Genomic DNA, 21,462 nt, shown 5'->3' on the forward strand with positions numbered 1-21,462 from the left:
GGAGAGGCCGTCGTGAGCAGCCTGAAGTTCGGGACGAGCGGCCTGCGCGGCCTGGTAACGGACCTCGTCGGGTGGCCGAGCTACGCCTATGCCGGGGCGTTCTTCCGCTCCGTCGGCGCGGCGTGCTGCCCGGGCCGCACCGTGGTGATCGGGCGCGACCTGCGCGACAGCAGCGCCGGCATCGCCGCCACCGTCGCCACCGCAGCCGCCGCGGCGGGCTTCGCGGCGATCGATTGCGGCGCGCTTCCGACGCCGGCCCTGGCGCTCGAGGCGATGCGGCGCGGGGCCTGCGCCGTGATGGTCACCGGCAGCCACATCCCGCAGGACCGCAACGGCCTGAAGTTCTACCGGCCCGACGGCGAGATCACCAAGGCCGACGAGGTCGCGATCCTCGCCGCCCTCGGCGACGTCGCCACGGCCGGGACCATGGCGGCCCCCGTCGCCGCGACGCCGGCCCCGGACGTGATCGACCGCTACCGGCGCCGCTACGGCGACGTCTTCCCGCCCGACACCCTGAGCGGGATCCGCGTCGCCGCCTACCAGCAGAGCTCGGTCGCCCGCGACCTGCTCGCCGACCTGCTGGCGGCGTTCGGCGCCGAGGTCACGCCGATCGGCCGCTCGGAGACCTTCGTCCCGATCGACACCGAGGCCCACCGCCCGGAGGACGTCGCCTTCATCGCCGAGGTCATGGCCTCGGGCGACTTCGACGCCCTGGTCACCACCGACGGCGACGCCGACCGGCCGCTGGTCGCGGACGCCGCCGGCGGGATCGTGCGCGGCGACGTGCTCGGCCTGATCACCGCGCGCCATCTCGGCGTCGACGCGGTGGTGGTGCCCGTCACCGCCGGCTCGGCGATCGAGCAGGCCGGCGGGTTCGGGCAGGTGCTGCGCACCCGCGTCGGCTCGCCCTTCGTCATCGCCGGCATGGAGCAGGCGCGGCGGGCGGGGGCGAAGGCGGTCGCCGGCTTCGAGGCGAACGGCGGCTTCCTGCTCGGCTCCGACGTCGCGGTCGGCGACAAGGTTCTGCCCGCCCTGCCGACGCGCGACGCGATGCTGCCCATCCTGGCGACGCTGGCCGCATCCCGGCAGGCGGGGCTGGCGCTGGCCGACCTCGTGGCCTCGCTGAACGTCGGCGAGATGGCGAGCGACCGGCTGCCCGACACGCCGGCCGAGCGCAGCGGCGCCCTCCTGCAAAGCCTCGGCGACGCGTCGTTCCGCCGGACCTTCCTGCAGCCGGTCGGCACCCCGGAGGCGGTCGACGCGCAGGATGGGATCCGGATCGCGCTCGACGGCGGCCGCACGATCCACTTCCGCGCCTCGGGCAACGCCCCCGAGCTGCGGTGCTACACCGAGGCGCCGACCGCCGCGGAAGCCAAGGACCTCCTCGCCTGGGGGCTCGACGCGGCGGCGGCGGCGATGGCAGCCCAGGCCGAGCGCGCGTAGCGGCCGCGTCCCGTGCAAAGATCGAGTTTAACGGCGCGTCATCCATAGCGGACCGTCGCTGCAACGCGCGGCCGAAAACTTGGTTAATATCACGGGCTTGGGCGCGGTCAACCTGCTCGAATGCGTGCGCACCCTCAAGCCCGACGCGCGCTACTACCAGGCCTCGTCGTCGGAGATGTTCGGCCTGATCCAGGAGCAGGTGCAGAGCGAGGCGACGCCGTTCTACCCGCGCTCGCCCTACGGCGTCGCCAAGCTCTACGCGCACTGGATGACGATCAACTACCGCGAGAGCTTCGCCCTGCACGCCTCGAACGGGATCCTGTTCAACCACGAGAGGCTGCTGCGCGGGGTCGAGCTAATTATCCACCCGCTTGAGCGGGTCAGATTACATTGATTTCTTCGGGGGATGGCCCGAGTGATCTTGAGTGGCTAAGGCGCGAGGAAATGTTCGATTTGGTGCTGAGTATGCAGTGCCCGGCCAAGACCTCATGCACGTCTTCGAGGCCGTCAGCGACGGATCGCAAGGAGCGGCGCGAGAAGGCCAAATTCAGTGGGGCGAAGGCTGGCCATGAGGGCTACAGCCGCGTGATGAGCGAGGACCCCGATGCGGTCGCCGAGCATCTCTCGGAACGCTGCACGTGCTGGGGCGGCTCTCTGCACGAGGGGCTTCCCGCGGAGATCGTCAGCGTGTCCGAGCGGATCGAGCTGCCGGAGGTGGCAACGGCCGTCAACCAGCATCGGCAGCTGGCCGTGCACTTCCCGACGTGCGGGGTGCGGGTCGTCGCGCTGGTGCCGGAGGCGGCGCGCGGGACGCCCTTCGGCCCACGACGGCTCTATGCGGTGGCGACGTATCTGTAGACCTTCCAGGTGCTCTCCTACGAACGGTTGCAGGCAGCGCTGTCGGACCTGTTCGGCTTGACGCTCAGCCAAGGCGGGCTGATGAACCTGCTCCGTCGGGTGCAAGCGTGCTTCCGGCCCGGGCGCGAAGAGGCCGTCTCGACATTGCGTCGGGCCACCGTCGTCGCCTCGGACCAGACCGGCGTGTGCATCCAGGGCAGCAACGCCTACCACTGAGTGTTCCATTCGGCCCAAGGCCGCGGTGCACACGACATCGCCGACGCGGGGCGCCGTCGTGGTGAGGGAGATGATGGACGGGCATCGGCCAGCGGTGTGGATCTCGGACCGCTACATCGCCCAGCAGAGCCACGCCGCCGCCCACCAGACCTGCCTTGCCCATCTCGCCCGCGACGTTGCCTACGTCGTCGAAGCGAGCGACGATCCCCTGGCGCCTACAACTTTAGCTGCAATCCGTGTTCGCCCTGGCCGAGCGCGTCACCGATCTGGCCGCCTCGACGCTGGCCGCCAAACGTCGAAGTCTGGATCGACAACTTAGCGCCATCTCGCCACGCCGAGCCGCTGCGACCTGACCCGCGACCTCCAGGCAAAGATCGGCCGGGATCGGCATAATCTCCTCGTCTTCCTCGTCCACCCCGGCGCAGTCGAACTGACCAACAACGGTTCAAAGAGGCTGCTGCGTCCGTCCATCGTCCAGCGGAAGGTCACCAACCGCTACCGCGCGACGTGGGCCGCCGAGGGCGAAACCGCCATCCGCGCCGTCGTCGATACCGCACGCCTCAACGGCGGCAGCCCCTTCGGTACCACCCTCAAAACCATCGGCGCCTGAACCCGGCCGTCACAGGGGTAGATAGTTACGCGTCGAGTTCGTAACCCGCAAGATCACGGATGGCGTCGGACGGATCAAGCTGGGACTGGACAAGGAATTGCGGCTCAGGAACATCGACGCCAAGCGTGACTGGGGCCACGCCAAGGACTACACACCGGGTGATGTGGATGATGCTGCAGCGGGACAAGCCCGACGACTTCGTGATCGCCACCGGGCGGACGACGACACTGCGCGACAAAAGCGCGCTCGCCTCCCGGCATGTCGGCCTCGCCATGGAGGACCACTTGGTCATCGACGAGAAGCTGTACCGGCCGGCCGAGGTCGAGGTGCTGCTGGACAACTTGGCCAAAGCCGAGGCCGCCTTCGGCTGGAAGGCCGAGATCTCCTTCGAGGCGATGATCCAGGAGATGGTTGAGGCCGACCTGAAGCGCCTCGGCGGCCGCGCTTGATCCGCAAACGCCGCGTCGTGTCCGCCCCGAGCCCCGTGCACCCATGAAACGGATCCTGATCACGGGGGCGGCGGGCGACACGACGTGGCTCCGCGCCGCGATCGGCAGATCGCTCTGCGGTGACTGTGACGCAGCGCTCGCCGGAGTGCTCGATCACTTCCAAGGAAGACTAAAGCTAACAAAACAATGAGCTGGCTGGAAGACATGAACAGAATCTTGCAATCCCCCACAGTGTCGTTGGCTATCCTGCCCGTGATCCTGTGCGGCGGCTCGGGCACGCGGCTGTGGCCGGTATCGCGCGAGAGCATGCCGAAGCAGTTCGCGCGGCTGGTGGACGCGTCGGAATCGACGTTCCAGGCCACCGCGCGGCGGGTGGGCGACGCGGCGGTCTTCGCCCGGCCGGCGGTGATCGCGGCGGCCGAGTCGCGCTTCATCGTCGCCGAGCAGCTGGCCCAGGCCGGGATGTCCGCCGACATCATCCTGGAGCCGGAGGGGCGCGACTCGGCCGCCGCCGTGGCGGTGGCGGCCTTGCACGCGGCCAAGGCCGACCCGGAGGCGGTGGTGCTGATCATGGCCGCCGACCACGTGATCGGCGACGTGCCGGCCTTCGCCGCCGCCGTGCGCACGGCGGCGGTCGGCGCGCGGGCCGGCTACACCATGACGCTCGGCATCGAGCCGACGCGCCCGGCGACCGATTACGGCTACATCCGCCGCGGGGGGGCGCTGCCGGAGGCCGAGGGCGCCTTCGCGGTAGAGCGCTTCGTCGAGAAGCCGGATGCGGAGGGCGCCGCCGCGCTGATCGCGGAGGGCGCCCTGTGGAACTCGGGCTACTTCCTGTTCCGGGCCGACCTGATGCTGGCCGAGCTCGAGGCGCACGCGCCCGCGGTGCTCTCCGCCGCCCGGGCGGCGCTGGAGCGGGCCGGCGTCGACCTCGACTTCGTCCGCCTGGACGCGGCGGCGTTCGGGCAGGCGCCCAAGATCTCGATCGACTACGCGGTGATGGAGCGCACGACGCGCGCCGGCGTGCTGCCGGTGTCGTTCCCGTGGTCGGACGTCGGCACCTGGGACGCGGTCTGGCAGGTGCTGCCGCAGGACGCCGCCGGCAACGCGGTGCGCGGCCGGGTCGAGCTCCTGGGCACGCGCAACAGCCTGGTGCACAGCGAGGGCGAGGGGCTGACCACGGTGGTCGGCCTCGACGACGTGGTGGTGGTGGCCACCCCCGACGCGGTGCTGGTCGCCTCGAAGGCCCAGTCGGGCCGGGTCAAGGAGCTGGTCGGGGTGCTGCGGGCCCGGGCCCATCCGGAGGCCGACGCGCATCGGCGGATGTACCGGCCCTGGGGCTGGTACCAGCGCGTCGACATCGGCGAGCGCTTCCAGGTCAAGCGCATCATGGTGACGCCGGGCGGGCGCCTGTCGCTGCAGAAGCATTTCCACCGCGCCGAGCACTGGGTGGTGGTGAAGGGCACGGCGGAGGTGACGCTGGGCGAGCGCCTGGTCCTCGTGCACGAGAACGAGGCGGTGTACCTGCCGATCGGCTCGCTGCACCGCCTGACCAACCCCGGCAAGATCCCGCTCGAACTGATCGAGGTCCAGGTCGGCTCCTATACCGGCGAGGACGACATCATCCGCGTCCAGGACGTCTACGGGCGGTGAAAATGACGACGAGTTATGCGGGCGGTGTAAAGCACCAAACTCTTTAAAATCATGATATCCGTCAGGCATAATTCGAGCGAAAGCGCGTTCAGCCTATAAATTAAAGTAGTTTCTCCCGAATCATCAGGGCCTAAGAATTATGGTTAGTTTCCGATAAAAGCACTACATGAGTATACGTATATGAATTAAACTCATTTGAACATTATAGGCAAGGTAGAAAAATTGAAAAACGATCCTAAAATTTTTTACTGCTTTGAGTATGAAGCGCAATGTACAATAATGTTTTATGTATATGAAAGAAACAATCAACCGCTCAAAGCTTTTCAATCCAAAGTAGTATTGATCCCCCCATTGCAGTGGTCCGCGCTTTGGTATGGCTTTCAAGCCTGTGACCCTGACCCAGCAAACTGGTCCGCGCTGAGCGCAAGGTTTTCGGGCATCCTCAACCCTGAAGAGGGTGGATGCCATGCCTCGCAAACGCTTCACAAATGAACAGACCGCCTTCGCCCTGCGGCAGCCGGAGAACGGCGCCTCGGTGGACGAAGTCTGCCGGAAGATGGGCGTGTCCAAGGCGAATTCTACCGCTGGAAGAAGCAGTTCGTCGGCATGGGCGTGCCGGAGATCCGGCGGCTGAAGCAGCTAGAGGACGAGAACAGCAAGCTTGAACGATTGGTGGCCGACCTGACGCTGGACCGCTCGATGTTGCAGGATGTCCTGAAGCGAAAGTGGTAAGGCCCGGCGCTCGCCGTGAAGTCGCCGGCCACCTGCAGGTGGCCTACGGCATCAGCGAGCGTCGGGCCTGCCAGGCCACCGGTTTTGGCCGCTTGTCCCAGCGCTACAGGAAGCGCTCTGACCCGCAGGTTGCGCTGCGGATGCGGCTGAAGGAACTCGCTGCGGCGCGGGTGCGCTACGGCTACAGACGGCTGCATATTCTACTGCGACTGGCCTGACCGGCTGGCTTTGGACCGGGCTGATTGAGAGGATCAGCCAGGACCAAAGGAGTTGGACATGCGGCGAGGCCAGAAGACGAACGCGGAGCAGGTCGTGCTCAAGCTGCGTCAGATTGAGGTGCAGACGGCCCAGGGCAAGAGTTTGGCCCTTGCATGCAGGGAGGCGGAGATCTCCGAGCAGAGTTACTACCGCTGGCGCAAGGAGTACGGCGGCCTTCAGGTCGATCAAGCCAGGAAGATGAAGGATCTGGAGCGCGAGAACGCTCGTCTGCGCCGGCTCGTCGCCGACCTTTCTCTAGAGAAGCAGGTGCTGGCGGACGTCGCCTCGGGAAACTTGTAGCCCCCGAGCGACGCAGGCAGGCGGTGAACGGCATCCGCGAGAAGTACGGCCTCTCGGAACGTCACGCCTGCCGGATCGTCGGTCAGCACCGCGGCACGCAACGCTACGTGCCTACCGTGCTGGCCGACGAGGATGCACTGACCCAGGCCATGATCGCCCTGGCGTCCGAGTACGGACGCTACGGCTACCGCCGAGTCACCGCGCTGCTACAGGCAGCCGGCTGGCAGGTAGGCAAAGACCGGGTTCAGCGCATCTGGCGTCGCGAGGGGCTGAAGGTCCCCAGCCGACATAGACCCCGCAGCCGCTTGTGGCTGAACGACGGCTCCTGCGTGCGGCTACGACCGCTTCATCGCAATCACGTCTGGAGCTTCGACTTCGTGCAAGCCCAGACGCACGATGGGCGCTCTCTGCGCATCCTAACGCTGATTGACGAGCACAGCCGTGCCTGCCTCGCGCTGAAGGTGGCGCGGCGCATCAACAGCGTCGGCGTGATCGAGGCGCTGGCCGACGCGATGTGCCTGCACGGCATCCCGGAGCACATTCGCTGCGACAATGGCCCAGAGATGATCTCCAAGGCGTTGCGCAAATGGGTCGCCAAAGCTGGCTCACAGATCCAGTACATCGCGCCAGGATCCCCGTGGGAGAATGGCTACTGCGAGAGCTTTAACGGCAAGCTGCGCGACGAGTGCCTACGCCAGGAGATCTTCTACTCGCTGAAGGAGGCGCAGATCGTGATCGGTCTCTGGCAAACCACCTACAGCCGCGTTCGACCGCATTCGTCGCTGGGCTATCGGCCGCCCGCGCCCGTCAGCTACCCGGGTCTGGCCTTCCGGCTACCCATGGCCGCCACCATGCAGTAGCCTCTCAATTGGCTCGGTCCAAAATACCGGTCAGGTCACAGCTGCGCTCGCCCGACCAGCTCCGCCGGCCAAGCTACCCGTGGCGGAGCGGCCCACCGTGCACTCACTTTACCCTCGGTCTACCTCGTGAGGGCCAGTCAGTTCCAGACTGGCAAAGCTTGCTACTTCCATCGAAATCTTATGTCGTGCCGGTCGGTGTAAGCACCGGGCCCGAACCGCCCGCACCAAGGCCACCGCAATCATCAAACCTGTTCGGATCTACACAGCCTAACTCTATACCGTCATTGCTCGACGGGATACCGCCGACAAGATCGTAGCGCACGTAGGTCATAAACCCATCCGCACGACCTCGATCGAGGTAGCCAGGATCTTGCAGCGACCGAGCATCTGCGGCGTCGATGATGAAAATCGCGCGATGCCGAGATCATGCCGTTTCCGTCAATGTGTCGGATGATGCTGCCCTCGGCGAAGACCTATGCTGCGTTCGATATGCCTGACTGGCCGTGCGGCTGGGAGGGGCAACATGGCATATGCAGCCGCCGAGATGCTGACGTGGTAGATCCGTCCGGGGCAGAAGACCGGGGTGTCCTAATTGAACCGTGGCGAACGGTGAGCCGATAATTTTCAATCCGAGCTCACCGGATCGAGCCGCCCTCGCCATTGACGAGATCACCGCTCCGTAATAAATGATGATCATAATAATAATGGTGAGTTCGATCGGGGTCGGGGAAGCGGCGATGAATGTCGGTATGGTGATGTTGCTGACGAGCCTCGCTTTGGCGGCGTGCTCGCCGGCCGAGACGGCGGTGCCTGAGAAACCACCGCTCGTTCAGACCGTCGCGGTCGCCCCGGCCGAGGGGGCGGTCTCGCGCTACACCGGGGTCGTTCGGGCGCGGACGGAGAGCAATCTCGGCTTCCGCGTCGGCGGCAAGATCTTCGAGCGGCTGGTCGATCCGGGGGACCGCGTCCGCCTCGGACAGCCGCTGATGCGGCTCGATCGGACCGATTTCGGGCTCGCGCTGAACGCCGCCAAGGCGTCCGTCGAGGCGGCCCGCGCGCAGATGATCAAGGCCAAGGCCGACGAGGCGCGCAGCCGCAAGCTCGTGGCCGACGGCTGGACTTCGATCCAGGCCTACGACCAGAACAAGGGCGCGGCCGATGCCGCCATCGCGCAGTTCGCCAATGCGGAGGCACAGGCGAGCCAGATCGCCAACCAGGCGGGCTACGCCGAGCTCCAGGCCGATGCCGACGGCGTGGTGATGGAGGTGCCGACCGAGCCGGGACAGGTCGTCGCCGCCGGCCAGACCGTGGTGAAGCTCGCCCGCGACGGATCGCGGGAGGCGGAGGTGTTCCTGCCCGAGGGCAGCCGGCGCGCGGCGCAGGGGAACGCTTCGGCCACCCTCTACGCCGAGGGCGAGGCGACCTATCCGGCGCGCCTGCGCGAGCTGTCGGCGACGGCCGACCCCGTGACCCGCACCTACCGTGCGCGCTACATCCTGTCGGGCGGCGGCGAGGCTGCGCCGCTCGGGGCGACGGTCACCCTTCGGCTCGCCGACCACGACGTCCGGCGCGAGCCCGCGGTGGAGGTGCCGCTCGCGGCCCTGTTCGACCGGGGCGACGGCACCGCGGTCTGGCGCTACGACGCCGAGACCGAAACGGTGTGGGAGCAGGCCGTGCGGGTCGCGCGCATGGGCGAGGAGCGGGCCGAGGTCGTCGCGGGCCTGAGCTCGGGCGATCGCATCGTGGCGCTCGGCGCCCACCTGCTCAAGCCCGGCGAGAAGGTGCGCCAGGCGGACGCGAACCTGACGGGGGCGAAGCGATGAGCGGCTTCAACCTCTCCGCGCTCGCCGTCCGCGAGCGGGCGGTCACGCTGTTCCTGCTGATCGCCGTGACGGTCGCCGGCATCTTCGCCTTCCAGAAGCTCGGCCGCGGCGAGGACCCGGCCTTCACCGTCAAGACCATGACGGTCTCGGCGGCGTGGCCGGGCGCCACCGCCGAGGAGATGCAGCGTCAGGTCGCCGACCCGCTCGAGAAGCGGCTGCAGGAGCTCGTCTACTACGACCGCGCCGAGACCACCGTGCGCCCGGGCCTGATGGTGACGAAGGTCTACCTCAAGGACAACATGCCCCCGGGGAAGGTGCAGTCGGAGTTCTACCAGGCGCGCAAGAAATTGTCCGATCAGGCCTCCAGCCTGCCCCGCGGGGTGATGGGACCGCTGTTCAACGACGAGTTCTCGGACGTCTACTTCGCGCTCTACGCGCTCCAGGCCAAGGGGCTGCCGCACCGCCAGCTCGTGCTCCAGGCCGAGGCCCTGCGCCAGCGCCTGCTGCGGCTGCCCGGCGTCGAGAAGATCAACATCCTCGGCGAGCAGGCGCAGAAGATTTTCGTCGAGATCTCGTACCAGCGCCTGGCCACGCTCGGGATCACCGGCCAGCAGCTGCTGGCGTCGCTCGCCAACCAGAACGACGTGACGCCGGCCGGCTTCGTCGAGACAGCCGGGCCGCGGGTCTACCTTCGCCTGGACGGCGCCATCGACGGGCTCGACGCGATCCGCGGCCTGCCGGTGGCGGCGGGCGACCGCAGCCTCAAGCTCGGCGACATCGCGGAGGTGAAGCGCGGCTACGAGGACCCCAAGAGCTTCGCGATCCACAACGACGGCGAGCCGGCCCTGATGCTCGGCCTGGTGATGAAGCCCGGCTTCAACGGCCTCAAGCTCGGCGAGGCGCTCAATGCCGAGGAGGTCGCGATCCATCACGACCTCGCCCTCGGAATCGGCTTCACCAAGATCACCGATCAGGCCAAGGTCATCGACGCGGCGATCCACGAGTTCATGGTCAAGTTCTTCACCGCGCTGTCTGTGGTGATCTTCGTGTCCCTGGTGGCGCTCGGCTTCCGCGTCGGCATCGTCGTGGCGCTCGCCGTGCCGTTGACCCTGTCGGCGGTGTTCGTGGTGATGATGCTGACGGGGCGCGACTTCGATCGCATCACGCTGGGCGCGCTGATCATCTCGCTCGGGCTGCTCGTCGACGACGCGATCATCGCCATCGAGATGATGGTGGTGCGCATGGAGGAAGGCGCCGACCGGATCGAGGCCGCGACCCATGCCTGGAGCGCCACCGCCGCGCCGATGCTCACCGGCACGCTGGTGACCATCGCCGGGTTCCTGCCGGTGGGCTTCGCCGCCTCAACGGCCGGCGAATATGCCGGCAACATCTTCTGGGTGGTGGCGTTTTCTCTCGTCGTCTCGTGGATCGTGGCCGTGACCTTCACGCCCTATCTCGGCGTCAAGCTGCTGCCGAACATCGAGCCGGTCGCGGGCGGCCACGTGGCGATCTACGCCACGAAGAACTACCAGCGCCTGCGCCGGATCGTGCGCACCTCGGTCGATCACAAATGGGCGGCAGCCGGCATCACCGTGGCGCTGTTCGTGGTCGCGGTCATCGGGATGGGCCGTGTCGAGAAGCAGTTCTTCCCGAACTCCGAGCGGCCCGAATTGATCGTCGAGGTCACGCTGCCGACCGGGTCGGCCTTCGCCACCACCGAGGCCACCGTGCAGCGCGTCGAGGCGGCGGTGCGCGACCTGCCGGAGGCCAAGGAGATCACGAGCTATATCGGCCAGGGCATGCCGCGCTTCGTGCTGTCGTTCGATCCCGAGCTGCCGGACCCGGCCTTCGCGCAGATCGTGGTGCAGACCGCGGACGCTGAGGCCCGCGACGCCCTCCGGGCGAAGGTGCGCAAGCTCGTCGAGGACGGCCGCTTCCCCGAGGCGCGCGTGCGGGTGCTGCAGATCGTGTTCGGGCCGCCGATCCGATTCCCGGTCGCGTTCCGGGTGGTCGGCCCCGACCTCGACGTCATCCGCCGCATCGCGGCCGAGGTCGCCGAGGTCATGGCGGGCAATCCCGACATGCGGCTCGTCCATCTCGACTGGGGCGACCGGACGCCGGGCCTTCACCTCGTCCTCGACCAGGAACGCCTGCGCCTGATCGGCCTGACGCCGAAGGAGGCCGGACAGCAGCTGCAGAGCTACCTCAACGGCACGCCCGCCACCCAGGTCCGCGAGAACCTGCGCTCGGTCGACGTGCTGCTGCGCAGCCCCGGCCCGGAGCGACGCTCGCTCGGCGAGATCGGCGACCTGACGCTCGCGACGAAGGACGGCCGGCAGGTGCCGGTCTCGCAGGTCGCGCACCTGGAAAGCCGGAACGAGGATGCGGTGCTCAAGCGCTACAATCGCGAGAGCTACATCCGGGTGCAGGGCGACGTGCTCGACGGCAAGCAGCCGCCGGACGTCCATGCGCAGATCTTCCCGCTGCTGGATCCGATCCGGGCGAGGCTGCCGCCGGGCTACCGCATCGACACGGCCGGCGCCGTCGAGGAGAGCGCCAAGGCGATGTCGGCTTTGATCGCCGTGTTCCCGATCATGCTGATCGTCACGCTGACGGTGATCATGATCCAGGTGCGCTCGTTCACCACCATGTTCATGGTGTTCGCGACCGCGCCGCTCGGCCTCGTCGGCGCGGTGCCGACCCTGCTGATCTTCCACCAGCCCTTCGGCTTCAACGCGATCCTCGGATTGATCGCGCTGTCGGGCATCCTGATGCGCAACACGCTGATCCTGGTGGATCAGATCCATCACGATCGCGCCTCGGGCCTGTCGGATTACGAGGCCGTGGTGGAATCGACCGTGCGCCGCGCGCGGCCCGTGATCCTGACGGCGGCCGCAGCGATGCTCGCCTTCATCCCGCTCACCCACTCGGTGTTCTGGGGGGCGCTGGCCTACGTCCTGATCGGTGGCGTCGGCGTCGGAACGTTGCTGACGCTGCTGTTTCTGCCGGCCCTCTACGCCTTGTGGTTCCGCGTCGCCCGAACACCTGCGGATGCACGGAGCCCCGCGGTCGTTTCCGGGCGAGACGGCGCGACTGCGACGACGGGCGCTGTTCCATCCTGAGGGCTGGTGCGGAAGGGCGCTCGCCGCCGCGCATGCGACGCGGCAAGTGCCCGATCGATCGATCGACCAGCCCGAGCCCATGCCCCGAACGGTCGAACGGGCGGCGCTTCGTGCTGGCGGCAAGGGCCGAGGCGGGGAAAGCGACTGGCGACAGCGCGACCGTGGACTGATTTAGATGACAGGTCGCATCCACATCGGATGCGATGCGTTAGCGCATCGTCCGCCGGACCGCGCGGCGGCCGCTCGTGAGACGAGGAGACGAAGATGCCGAGGGTGTCTCAGGAGCAGGCGCGGCTGAACCGGCAGCGCGTCGTCGAGGTGGCGTCGGCGCTGTTCCGCCAGCGCGGCCTTCACGGCGTCGGGGTCGCCGACATCATGGGGGCGGCCGGCCTGACGCATGGCGGGTTCTATGGCCAGTTCGCCAACAAGGACGCCCTGGCCGCTGAAGCCTTCGAGTGCGCGATCAAGGAGGAATACCGCGGCAACCTCGACAGCCTGGTCGGGAACTACCTGTCGCTCGGGCACGTCCAGGCGCCCGAGAAGGGGTGCCCGCTCGCGGCCCTGGCCAACGACGTCGCGCGGGAGCCCTCGGGTAGCCCGGTGCGCGCGCGGTTCACCCACGGGGTCGAACGCCTCGCCGCCATCCTTGCCGACCTCACGCCGAAGGCCTCGCGCGAGCGCCGCCGGCAGCGTTCGCTGGCGACGCTGTCGACCCTCGTCGGCGCCGTCGTCTTGGCTCGGGCCGTGGACGACGAGGCGCTGGCGAACGACCTGATCGAGGCCGCGCGCGCCTCGGTGGCCGGCTGAGGCCCGCTGGTCAGGACGTCTTCGACGCGTCGCGATACAAATCGGCGTGGCGATCCCGCAGGGCGTTCTTCTGGACCTTGCCCATGGCGTTGCGCGGCAGGTCGTCGGCGAAGAGAACCCGCTTCGGGCATTTGAACCGGGCGAGTCGCCCTTCGAGATGGGCGAGCACCGCCGCCTCGTCCGGAGCGTCCTTCGAACCCACCACGATGGCGGTGACGCCCTCGCCGAAATCGGCGTGCGGCAGGCCGATCACCGCCGATTCGACGACTCCCGGCATCGCGTCGATCTCGGCCTCGACCTCCTTCGGGTAGACGTTGAAGCCGCCGGTGATGATCAGGTCCTTGCCGCGGCCGACGATGTGGACGTAGCCGCGGGCGTCGACCTTGCCGAGATCGCCGGTGACGAAGAAGCCGTCGACCTTGAACTCGGCCGCGGTCTTCTCGGGCATGCGCCAGTAGCCCTTGAACACGTTCGGGCCCTTCACCTCGATCATCCCGACCTGCTCGGAGCCGAGCGGCGCGCCGGTGTCCGGGTCGACGACGCGCAGGGCCACGCCGGGCAGCGGGAACCCGACGGTGCCGGCGATGCGCTCGCCCTCATAGGGGTTCGAGGTGCTCATGTTGGTCTCGGTCATGCCGTAGCGCTCGAGGATGGCGTGACCGGTGCGGGCCCGCCACGCGGCATGCGTCTCGGCCAGCAATGGGGCCGAGCCGGAGGTGAACAGCCGCATGTGCGCGGTCGCCGCCTGCGTCAGCCCCGGATCCTTGAGCAGGCGGGTGTAGAAGGTCGGGACGCCCATCATGCTGGTCGCCCGCGGCATCAGCTTGAGGATCAGCCCGGCGTCGAGGCGCGGCAGGAACAGCATGCTGCCCCCCGACGCCAGCACGGTGTTGATCGCGACGAACAGGCCATGGGTGTGGAACACCGGCAGGGCGTGGATCAGCACGTCGTCGGCGGTGAAGCGCCAGGCCTCGACCAGCGTGCGCGCGTTCGAGGCGAGGTTGTCGTGGCTGAGCATGGCGCCCTTCGAGCGCCCGGTGGTGCCGGAGGTGTAGAGGATCGCGGCGAGATCCTCCGGATCCCGCGGCACGTCGGAGCACTCCGAGCCCTGCGCGTCCGCGGCCTCGGCGGCGCTGCCCCGGCCGGCGGCATCGAGGGTGAGCACGCGGGTGGTCCCGGCGTCCCCGGCGACCGGCACCAGCGCCTCGCGCTTGGCCGGGTCGCAGACGAACAGGGCGGGCTCGGCGTCGCCGAGGAAGTAGGCGATCTCCGGGGCGGTGTAGGCGGTGTTGAGCGGCAGGAACACCGCGCCGGCGCGCACCGCGCCGAGATAGAGGAACACCACCTCGGCGCTCTTCTCCACCTGCACCGCGACCCGGTCGCCGGGGCGGACGCCCGCGGACACCAGCGCGTTCGCGTAGGCCCCGCTGCGCGCGAGCATGTCGGCGTAGCTGTAGCGGCGCCCGTCGGGCGTCTCGATGAAGCTGCTGGCCGCCGGATCCGCCGGCAGGGCCTCGCGGATCAACGCGAAGAGATGATTCGTCATGACACAACGCTCAGCGAAACGGATGATCGGCTGCGGTCCACCCGCCTCAGGCCTCGGCGAGCGCGACGGAACGCGGCGGAGGCAGGTTGGCGCGCAACTCGCGTGAGACCGCGCCGGACGCCGAGACCGTGCCGAGGTTGGCATAGGTCTCGTGGTTCTTCTCGATCGCCGACAGGTCGTAGAGGTAGTTGACCATCAGGCCATGGGATTGCCGCAACCCCTTGCCGGAGACGTCGCCGAGGAAGTTGATCCGCTCGAGGCGCGCGCCGTTGCCGAGATGGAAGCGCGCCACCGGGTCGAGCGGGCGGCCCCGCTCGTTCTTCGCGCGGAGGAAGTAGGCGGCCGCCGCCGGCAGCAGCGCCTTGCGCACGGCATCGGACTTCGCCTTGTCGATCGCCCAATCGGGCTCGTCGAGCAGGCGAAGCGCCTCGACATCGTCGCGGGTCAGGCCCTGCGGCGCTTCCGCCCGGCGCTCGCGATCGAGCCAGCGCGCGAAACCCGGAACTGGCGAGAGCGTGACGAAGGTCTTCAGGGTCGGGATCTCGCGGGCGAGGTCCTCGACCACCTGCTTGATCAGGAAGTTGCCGAAGGTGACGCCGGCCAGGCCCTTCTGGCAGTTCGAGATCGAGTAGAAGATCGCGGTCGTGGCGGATTTCAGCGGAAGCGGATCGCGCGCCTGCGACAGGATCGGCGCGATCGCCGGCGCGATCGCGCTGGTCAACGCGACCTCGACGAAGATCAGCGGCTCGTCGACGAGTGCCGGGTGGAAGAACGCGAAGCAGCGCCGGTCCGCCGGCTCGATCCGGCGGCGAAGGTCGTCCCAGCCGGCGATCTCGTGGACCGCCTCGTAGCGGATGATCTTCTCGAGGATGTGAGCCGGCGTCGTCCAGTCGATGTGGCGCAGCACCAGGAAGCCGCGGTTGAACCACGAGGCGAACAGGTGCTCGAAGTCCGAATCGAGGCTGTCGGCGGCGTCGATCAGGTTGGGCTCGCCCTCGTCGCGCAGGATGCGGCGCAGGTCGAACAGGTCCTCGCGCATCCGGACCAGGCTCAGCGTGCCGTCGCGGGCAAGGTTGAGGCGGCGGATCAGTTCCTGGGAGCGCGGCTCAGCCGCCTCGTGCAGGTGCCCGAGGCGTGCCCGCGTCGGGTCCGAGCGATAGGCCTGGATCGCGGCGTCGACCGCGTCGTGGTCGGCATCGAACTCGACGGCGATCAGGCGCAGGAAGGCGTGGCGCTCGTCGGTGCCGAGCGTCGCATAGCGGTCGAGGATCAGCCGCGCGAGGGCGACGCCCGATGCCTCGCCGCGGCGCGAGATCAGGTCGTCGCAGAGCTTGACCAGCTCGGCGGCGTTGGCCCGTGCGGCGAGATCGCCGCGGCCGAAGCTGATGAGGTCGCGACCGCGATCGCTGATGGTCTGAAGGAGATCGCCGAAGAAAGAGATCGCCGCCATGGATCGCCGTCCGCGTCTCGCCTCGAAACCGGCCGCCGCGGAGGCTCCGGTCGTCCCGCACGGCGATGCCGGCGGCCCCATCGTTTACGGTGTGACCGCGCGCAGGGCCAGACCCCCCGTGAGGCCGCGAAGGCCGAAGCGGAACTCCGGGACGTCGTGGCCGGCTCCGCCGTGAAGGGCGCTCAGCGGCGCTCGTCGCCGGCCTGGGCCACGACGGCGCTGTCGGCGCGCTCGCGCCAATCGCCAAGGCCGTATTGCCGGGCGAACTTAAGCTCGGCCGCCCGCCGCGCGCGATCGGGGTCGCGGGCACGCTGGATCTCGACGGATCCGATCGTGAACGGAAGGCCGAAGATCTGCTTCTCGAAATCCACCCGATAATTCGGCATGCAACCCTCTCTCGTCGTGTCGGTCACGCTCCGCCGCACGAATCGGTGCCACCAATCCTATGAACGGCATCAGAACCTGAATCGCCGCGATCGCCAAATCGATTGCCAGCAATCGACCCGCGCGTGGAACATCGTCCGTGGACGAAACATATGCAGGCGAAGCGGAATCGAAACCGGGTGCGCCACTCCTACGCGGCCGTGCCCTGCGCGCGCCGCCGTTGTCACCCGCCCGGTCGGCGCCTAGGCCGACCGCGATCCCTCGCAACCAGAGATACGAGTCTCATGCTCACAGAGCCGAACCGCTCGCGCGCCACGGAGCCCCGCTCGTGAGCGACATCCCGGTGCCGCATCCCGACCTGAGCACGAAGGCGCGGCTCGGGCTGACGCTGATCGCGGGCGGGGCGGTGGCCAACATCTACTACAACCAGCCGCTGCTCGGGCTGCTGGTGGCCGATTTCGGGCCGCGCGCCGCCTTGTGGGTGCCGACCGGCTGCCTCGTCGGCTACGGCCTCGGCATCGTCGGGCTGGTGCCGCTGGGGGATGCCTGGCCGCGGCGCCAGCTGATCATCGCGCAGCTTCTCGCGCTGAGCGTGGTGCTCGTCGTCGCCGCGCTCAGCCCGAACCTGCCGATCCTGGCGCTCGCCAGCCTCCTGATCGGCTTCCTGTCGTCGGCGGCGCAGCAGGCGGTGCCGTTCGCGGCCGAGCTCGCGCCGGACGCCACCCGCGGCCGCATCGTCGGGCAGGTGATGACCGGCTTGCTCTCCGGCATCCTGCTCGCGCGGACGGTCAGCGGCTTCGTCGGCGCGCATCTCGGATGGCGGGCGGTGTTCTTCGCCGCCGCCGTGGTCTCGCTCGCGATGGCGGCGGTCGCGGCCGCGACCCTGCCCCGGACCGCGGCGAAGCGCCTGCGCTACCGGGCGCTGATGCTGTCGATCCTGCACCTCGCCAAGACCCAGCCCGTGCTGCGCAACGCCAGCCTGTCGCAGGCGCTGCTGTTTGCCGCGTTCAACGCGTTCTGGGTCACCCTCGCCCTGCTGGTGGAGGCCGAGCCGTTCAACCTGACCGCGGCCGGCGCCGGGCTGTTCGGCGTGATCGGCGTCTGCGGCGCCCTCGTCGCGCCGGTCTCGGGCCGCTTCACCGATCTGCGCGGCGCGCGACCGGTGGTCGTGGGCGGAAGCCTGCTCGTCGTGGCGGCGTTCGCGGTGCTCTGGGCCGGCGGCACGTGGTCGCTCGCCGCCGTCGCCGTCGGCGTGCTGCTGATCGACATCGGCATGAACGGCGCGCTGATCGCCAACCAGACGCGCGCCTACGCCCTCGTCCCGGGCGCGCGCGGACGGATCAACACCGTGCTGTTCACGGCGATGTTCGTCTTCGGAGCGATCGGCGCCTATGCCGGATCGCAGGCCTTCCTGCTCGCCGGCTGGGGCGGGGTCTGCGCGGTCGGCATCGCCTTCGCCTTCGCCGCCCTGCTCGTCGCCGTGCTCGACCGGCGCCCGACGATCATTTGAGGATCCGCGACAGGCGGCACCAGGCGTTCCTGTCGGCGGGCAGCCCGAAGCGCAGGCGCGCCGGCGCCTCGGCGAAGCGCCGGACGTGGATTCCGGCCGTCCCGAGCTGCCGGAACAGGCCCGGCGCATCGGCAAAATCGGCCGTGCGGAACAGGACGGTTCCGCCGACCGGCGTCCCGCCCGCCCGGGCGATCATGCGGTCGAGGCGCCCCGCATCGGCGGCGCGGGCGGCTGCGGCGTCGCGGCGCCACGCGGCATCGTCGAGGGCGACGCGGCCGATCGCGAGCGCCGGCCCGGCGACGGCCCAGGGCCCGAGCGCCCCCGCGATCCGGCGCACGATCCCGGCTTCCGCCACGGCGAAACCGAGCCTGAGGCCGGCGAGCCCGTAGGTCTTGCCGAACGAGCGCAGGATCACGAGCCCCGGCCGCAGCCGCGGGCACAGGCTCTCGACGGCTTCGAGATCGGCGAAGGCCTCGTCCACGACGAGCAGGCCGTTGCGGGCGGAGAGGACTTCGGCGAGGGCGAGCAGCGTGGACGCCGGCCACGTCCGCCCGTCGGGGTTGTTGGGATTGACCACGACCACGACCTGCGCGGTGCCGACCGCTTCGAGGCATGGCACCGCCGAGACGGCGTGCCCGGCCCGACGCCACGCCGCCGCGTGCTCGGCATAGGTCGGCCCGACGACGCAGACCGCGCGCGGCGAAACCAGGCGGGGGATCGTCTCGATCAGGATCTGCGTACCCGGCGCCGGCACGATGCGGTCGGGCGCCGCCCCGTAGGCGCGGGACGCCGCCTCGCGGAGCGCGGCATGGTCCGCGGCGGAGGGCAGCCGGTGGAACAGGCTGGCGTCGATCGCCGGGCAGGGATAGGGGACCGGATTGATCCCGGTCGAGAGGTCGATCCAAGGCTCCGGCGCATCGGGAAACATCCGCCGCGCCGCATCGAGGTCGCCGCCATGGGCGATCGGCTCCGCCTCGGGCCTCCCCGGACCCCAGACGCCATGTCCACCGCGCTCGCTCATCCGCCCGATACGCTCGCCATCCTCGCCCTCGCCCTCGCGATCGAGGCGGCCTTCGGCTATCCGGACGCGCTCTACAGGGCGCTCGGCCACCCTGTCACCTGGATCGGCCGGGTGATCGCCGCCCTCGACCGCGGCCTCAACCGCGGCGGCCGCACCGCGCGGCGGCTCGGCGGGATTCTTGCGCTCGCCGTGCTCCTCGCCGGCGTCGGCGCGACCGCCCTCGGTCTCACCCTCGCGGCGGGGCTGGCCGGCCCGCTCCCGGCGATCGCGCTCATCGCCCTCCTCTGCGCCAGCCTGCCGGCCCAGCGCAGCCTGTACCAGCACGTCGCCCGGGTCGCGGAGGGGCTGCGCGGCGAGGGCCTGCCGGGCGGCCGGCGCGCGGTGTCGATGATCGTCGGGCGCGATCCCGAGACGCTGGACGAAGCCGGGATCTGCCGCGCGGCGATCGAGAGCCTGGCGGAGAACTTCTCCGACGGCATCGTCGCGCCGGGCTTCTGGATCGGGCTCGGCGGCCTGCCGGGCGGCGCGCTCTACAAGGCGATCAACACCGCCGACAGCATGATCGGCCACCGCACCCCGCGCCACGAGGCCTTCGGCTGGGCTTCGGCCCGGCTCGACGACCTCGTGAACCTGCCCGCCTCGCGGCTCACCGCCCTGCTGATCGTCGCCGCCGCCGCGATCCATCACGGCGCCTCGCCGGGCGGCGCCTGGCGCGCGATCCGGCGCGACGCCGGCCGCCACCGCTCGCCGAATGCCGGCTGGCCCGAGGCCGCGATGGCCGGCGCGCTCGGCCTTCGGCTCGCCGGCCCGCGGGTCTATGCCGGCGTCGCGGTCGAGGATGCCTGGATGGGCGACGGCCGCGCGGCGGCGGCGGCCGACGACATCGAGCGGGCCCTGCGCCTCTATCGAACCGCCTGCGTGCTGCTGTGGGGGCTCGCCGCCGGCGCGACCGGGCTCGCCATGCTCTGATCGGCGGCGCGGCGGCCGGCATCGCGCCGCAGGGCGCCGAGCACGACGAAGACGAGGCACGAGCCGACCACGAGGCAGGCCGAGAGAAAGATCATCGGCACGAGGTCGCTGCCGCTTCGGTCGCGGATGATCGGCACGGCGTTCTGGGCGATGAAGCCGCCGAGATTGCCCACCGAATTGATGGCCGCGATTCCGGCCGCGGCCGACGCGCCCTTGAGGAAGGTCGGCGGCAGCGACCAGAACACCGGCTGGGCCGAGAAGATGCCGGCCGCCGCCACGCACAGGCAGGCGAACTTCGGGATCGAGCCCGGCACCACCACGCTCAGCGCCAGCGCCGACGCGGCGACGAGCCCCGGGCCGACGACGTGCCAGGTCTGCTCGCCCGTGCGCGCGGAATGCCGCGGCACCCACCACAGCGCCAGCCCGGTGACGACCCACGGGATGATGTTGATGAAGCCGTTGACGGTGTTGGTGACGCCGAAGCTGCGCACCACCGTCGGCAGCCAGTAGCTCAGGCCGTAGGCGGCCAGCGGAAACGCGACGTAGACGCTGGCGAGCATCCACACGCGCCGGTCGAGGAGCGCAGCGAACGGGTTGCCGTGCTCGACCTTGCCGCCGGTCTCGCGCTCCTCCCGCAGCGTCCGGCCGAGCCAGTCGCGACCGGCGCGATCGAGCCAGGGCGCCTTCTCCGGCCCGTCCGGCAGGACCACCAGCACGATCACGGCCAGCAGCAGCGCCGGCAAGCCGGTGCTGACGAACACCCACTGCCAGCCCTTGAGCCCGAGCGCGCCGTCGAGGTCGAGCAGCGCGCCGCCGATCGCCGCGCCGACGGCGTTGGCCACCGCGCTCGCGATCATGAACCAGCCGATCATCGCCGCGCGGTGCTTCTGCGGGAACCACAGGGTCAGCACGAACAGCACGCCGGGGAAGAACCCGGCCTCGGCGACGCCGAGAAGAAAGCGCAGCCCGTAAAACATCGCCGTGTTCCGGGTGAAGCCGAGCAGCACCGTGATCAGGCCCCAGGTCGCCATGATCCGGGCGAACCACAGGCGCGCGCCGACGCGTTCCAGGATGACGTTGGCCGGGACCTCGCACAGGAAATAGCCGAGGAAGAACAGCGACGCCCCGAGCCCGAAGACGCTCTCGCTCAGCCCGAGGTCGCCGACCATCTGCAACTTGGCATAGGAGATGTTCTGCCGGTCGATGTAGGCGATCAGGTACATCACCCCGAGCAGGGGCATCAGCCGCCAGGTCACCGTCGCGATCGTGCGTCGGGCGAGCGCGTCGTCGGCCGCGGTCTCGGTGGGCGTCATCGGGCGTTCCTCGCGTCCCGGCGGTCGATCGCGACCGGCCGCGCTTTCGCACGAGACTAGGCTCCGCGGCGGCGCGTGCCTATCGGCCCGCAGCGATCCCCGAGCGCCCGCGATGCCTGCTCGCGGACAGGACCCGCC

General features: G+C 69.4%; 13 protein-coding genes and 4 pseudogenes. 12 read left to right on the top strand and 5 right to left on the bottom strand.

Annotated elements, in window-relative coordinates:
• Positions 1-12: 12 nt before the first annotated feature.
• The 10 genes and pseudogenes from ACFZ8E_RS19840 (at position 13) to ACFZ8E_RS19885 (ending at position 13,131) form a co-directional block, all read left to right on the top strand.
• Entirely contained in the window at positions 13-1,443 is a 1,431-nt protein-coding gene (locus ACFZ8E_RS19840; RefSeq protein WP_405043605.1) for a phosphomannomutase, read from the top strand.
• A gap of 40 nt (positions 1,444-1,483) precedes the next feature.
• Positions 1,484-1,804, top strand: a pseudogene (locus tag ACFZ8E_RS19845) (GDP-mannose 4,6-dehydratase); the annotation flags it as partial.
• Between the two features lie 83 nt (positions 1,805-1,887).
• A pseudogene (gene tnpC, locus ACFZ8E_RS19850) lies at positions 1,888-3,127 on the top strand (IS66 family transposase).
• Positions 3,128-3,158: 31 nt separating this feature from the next.
• Positions 3,159-3,576: pseudogene (locus ACFZ8E_RS19855) on the top strand (GDP-mannose 4,6-dehydratase); the annotation flags it as partial.
• Positions 3,577-3,780: 204 nt separating this feature from the next.
• Positions 3,781-5,229 carry a mannose-1-phosphate guanylyltransferase/mannose-6-phosphate isomerase gene (locus ACFZ8E_RS19860; RefSeq protein ID WP_405043606.1) on the top strand — a complete coding sequence of 483 codons (1,449 nt, stop codon included), beginning with the start codon at positions 3,781-3,783 and terminating at the stop codon, positions 5,227-5,229.
• A 466-nt stretch (positions 5,230-5,695) separates the two neighbouring features.
• A pseudogene (locus ACFZ8E_RS19865) lies at positions 5,696-6,170 on the top strand (transposase); the annotation flags it as partial.
• A 67-nt stretch (positions 6,171-6,237) separates the two neighbouring features.
• A protein-coding gene (locus tag ACFZ8E_RS19870; RefSeq protein WP_405043607.1) for an IS3 family transposase occupies positions 6,238-7,379 on the top strand; the annotation gives its coding sequence in 2 pieces (ribosomal slippage) (positions 6,238-6,505 and positions 6,505-7,379; 1,143 coding nt in all).
• A 737-nt stretch (positions 7,380-8,116) separates the two neighbouring features.
• Positions 8,117-9,202, top strand: a complete 1,086-nt coding sequence (locus tag ACFZ8E_RS19875; RefSeq protein ID WP_405043609.1) for an efflux RND transporter periplasmic adaptor subunit — start codon at positions 8,117-8,119, stop codon at positions 9,200-9,202.
• Positions 9,199-12,324 carry an efflux RND transporter permease subunit gene (locus ACFZ8E_RS19880; protein ID WP_405043610.1) on the top strand — a complete coding sequence of 1,042 codons (3,126 nt, stop codon included), beginning with the start codon at positions 9,199-9,201 and terminating at the stop codon, positions 12,322-12,324. Before ACFZ8E_RS19875 ends, ACFZ8E_RS19880 begins: the two co-directional genes overlap by 4 nt.
• A gap of 264 nt (positions 12,325-12,588) precedes the next feature.
• Positions 12,589-13,131 carry a TetR family transcriptional regulator gene (locus tag ACFZ8E_RS19885; RefSeq protein ID WP_147726425.1) on the top strand — a complete coding sequence of 181 codons (543 nt, stop codon included), beginning with the start codon at positions 12,589-12,591 and terminating at the stop codon, positions 13,129-13,131.
• Between the two features lie 10 nt (positions 13,132-13,141).
• Here the strand turns inward: ACFZ8E_RS19885 and ACFZ8E_RS19890 are convergent, their stop codons facing one another.
• The 3 genes from ACFZ8E_RS19890 to ACFZ8E_RS19900 form a co-directional block, all read right to left on the bottom strand.
• Complete coding sequence (locus ACFZ8E_RS19890) at positions 13,142-14,677, bottom strand: malonate--CoA ligase (protein WP_405043612.1); 1,536 nt, start codon at positions 14,675-14,677, stop codon at positions 13,142-13,144.
• Positions 14,678-14,723: 46 nt separating this feature from the next.
• Entirely contained in the window at positions 14,724-16,127 is a 1,404-nt protein-coding gene (locus tag ACFZ8E_RS19895) for a malonyl-CoA decarboxylase (protein WP_405043613.1), read from the bottom strand.
• A gap of 182 nt (positions 16,128-16,309) precedes the next feature.
• Positions 16,310-16,540, bottom strand: coding sequence for a hypothetical protein (locus ACFZ8E_RS19900; RefSeq protein ID WP_405043614.1), 231 nt, complete (start codon positions 16,538-16,540; stop codon positions 16,310-16,312).
• Between the two features lie 299 nt (positions 16,541-16,839).
• Here ACFZ8E_RS19900 and ACFZ8E_RS19905 point away from each other — a divergent pair, with 299 nt between their 5' ends.
• The gene (locus ACFZ8E_RS19905) at positions 16,840-18,021 is read left to right on the top strand and encodes an MFS transporter (protein ID WP_405043616.1); all 1,182 of its coding nucleotides are present in this window, start codon (positions 16,840-16,842) and stop codon (positions 18,019-18,021) included.
• On the opposite strand, the gene cobD is transcribed toward ACFZ8E_RS19905, so the two are convergent.
• Entirely contained in the window at positions 18,014-19,042 is a 1,029-nt protein-coding gene (gene cobD, locus ACFZ8E_RS19910) for a threonine-phosphate decarboxylase CobD (RefSeq protein WP_405043617.1), read from the bottom strand. The genes ACFZ8E_RS19905 and cobD overlap by 8 nt on opposite strands.
• On the opposite strand from cobD, the gene cbiB reads away from it, so the two are divergent.
• Complete coding sequence (gene cbiB / locus ACFZ8E_RS19915; protein WP_405043618.1) at positions 19,022-20,011, top strand: adenosylcobinamide-phosphate synthase CbiB; 990 nt, start codon at positions 19,022-19,024, stop codon at positions 20,009-20,011. The two genes, cobD and cbiB, sit on opposite strands and share 21 nt — an antisense overlap.
• Here cbiB and ACFZ8E_RS19920 read toward each other — a convergent pair.
• Entirely contained in the window at positions 19,945-21,324 is a 1,380-nt protein-coding gene (locus tag ACFZ8E_RS19920) for an MFS transporter (protein ID WP_405043619.1), read from the bottom strand. The two genes, cbiB and ACFZ8E_RS19920, sit on opposite strands and share 67 nt — an antisense overlap.
• Positions 21,325-21,462 lie beyond the last annotated feature (138 nt).

Source organism: Methylobacterium sp. HMF5984 (genome assembly GCF_045033435.1).
Lineage (GTDB): Bacteria > Pseudomonadota > Alphaproteobacteria > Rhizobiales > Beijerinckiaceae > Methylobacterium.

Excerpts from the sequence above, each read along its gene's own strand:
- ACFZ8E_RS19895 (WP_405043613.1), bottom strand. The coding sequence starts at position 16,127 with ATGGCGGCGATCTCTTTCTTCGGCGATCTCCTTCAGACCATCAGCGAT.
- ACFZ8E_RS19875 (WP_405043609.1), top strand. The coding sequence starts at position 8,117 with ATGAATGTCGGTATGGTGATGTTGCTGACGAGCCTCGCTTTGGCGGCG.
- ACFZ8E_RS19880 (WP_405043610.1), top strand. The coding sequence starts at position 9,199 with ATGAGCGGCTTCAACCTCTCCGCGCTCGCCGTCCGCGAGCGGGCGGTC.
- ACFZ8E_RS19890 (WP_405043612.1), bottom strand. The coding sequence starts at position 14,677 with ATGACGAATCATCTCTTCGCGTTGATCCGCGAGGCCCTGCCGGCGGAT.
- ACFZ8E_RS19885 (WP_147726425.1), top strand. The coding sequence starts at position 12,589 with ATGCCGAGGGTGTCTCAGGAGCAGGCGCGGCTGAACCGGCAGCGCGTC.
- ACFZ8E_RS19920 (WP_405043619.1), bottom strand. The coding sequence starts at position 21,324 with ATGACGCCCACCGAGACCGCGGCCGACGACGCGCTCGCCCGACGCACG.
- cobD (WP_405043617.1), bottom strand. The coding sequence starts at position 19,042 with ATGAGCGAGCGCGGTGGACATGGCGTCTGGGGTCCGGGGAGGCCCGAG.
- ACFZ8E_RS19860 (WP_405043606.1), top strand. The coding sequence starts at position 3,781 with ATGAACAGAATCTTGCAATCCCCCACAGTGTCGTTGGCTATCCTGCCC.
- cbiB (WP_405043618.1), top strand. The coding sequence starts at position 19,022 with ATGTCCACCGCGCTCGCTCATCCGCCCGATACGCTCGCCATCCTCGCC.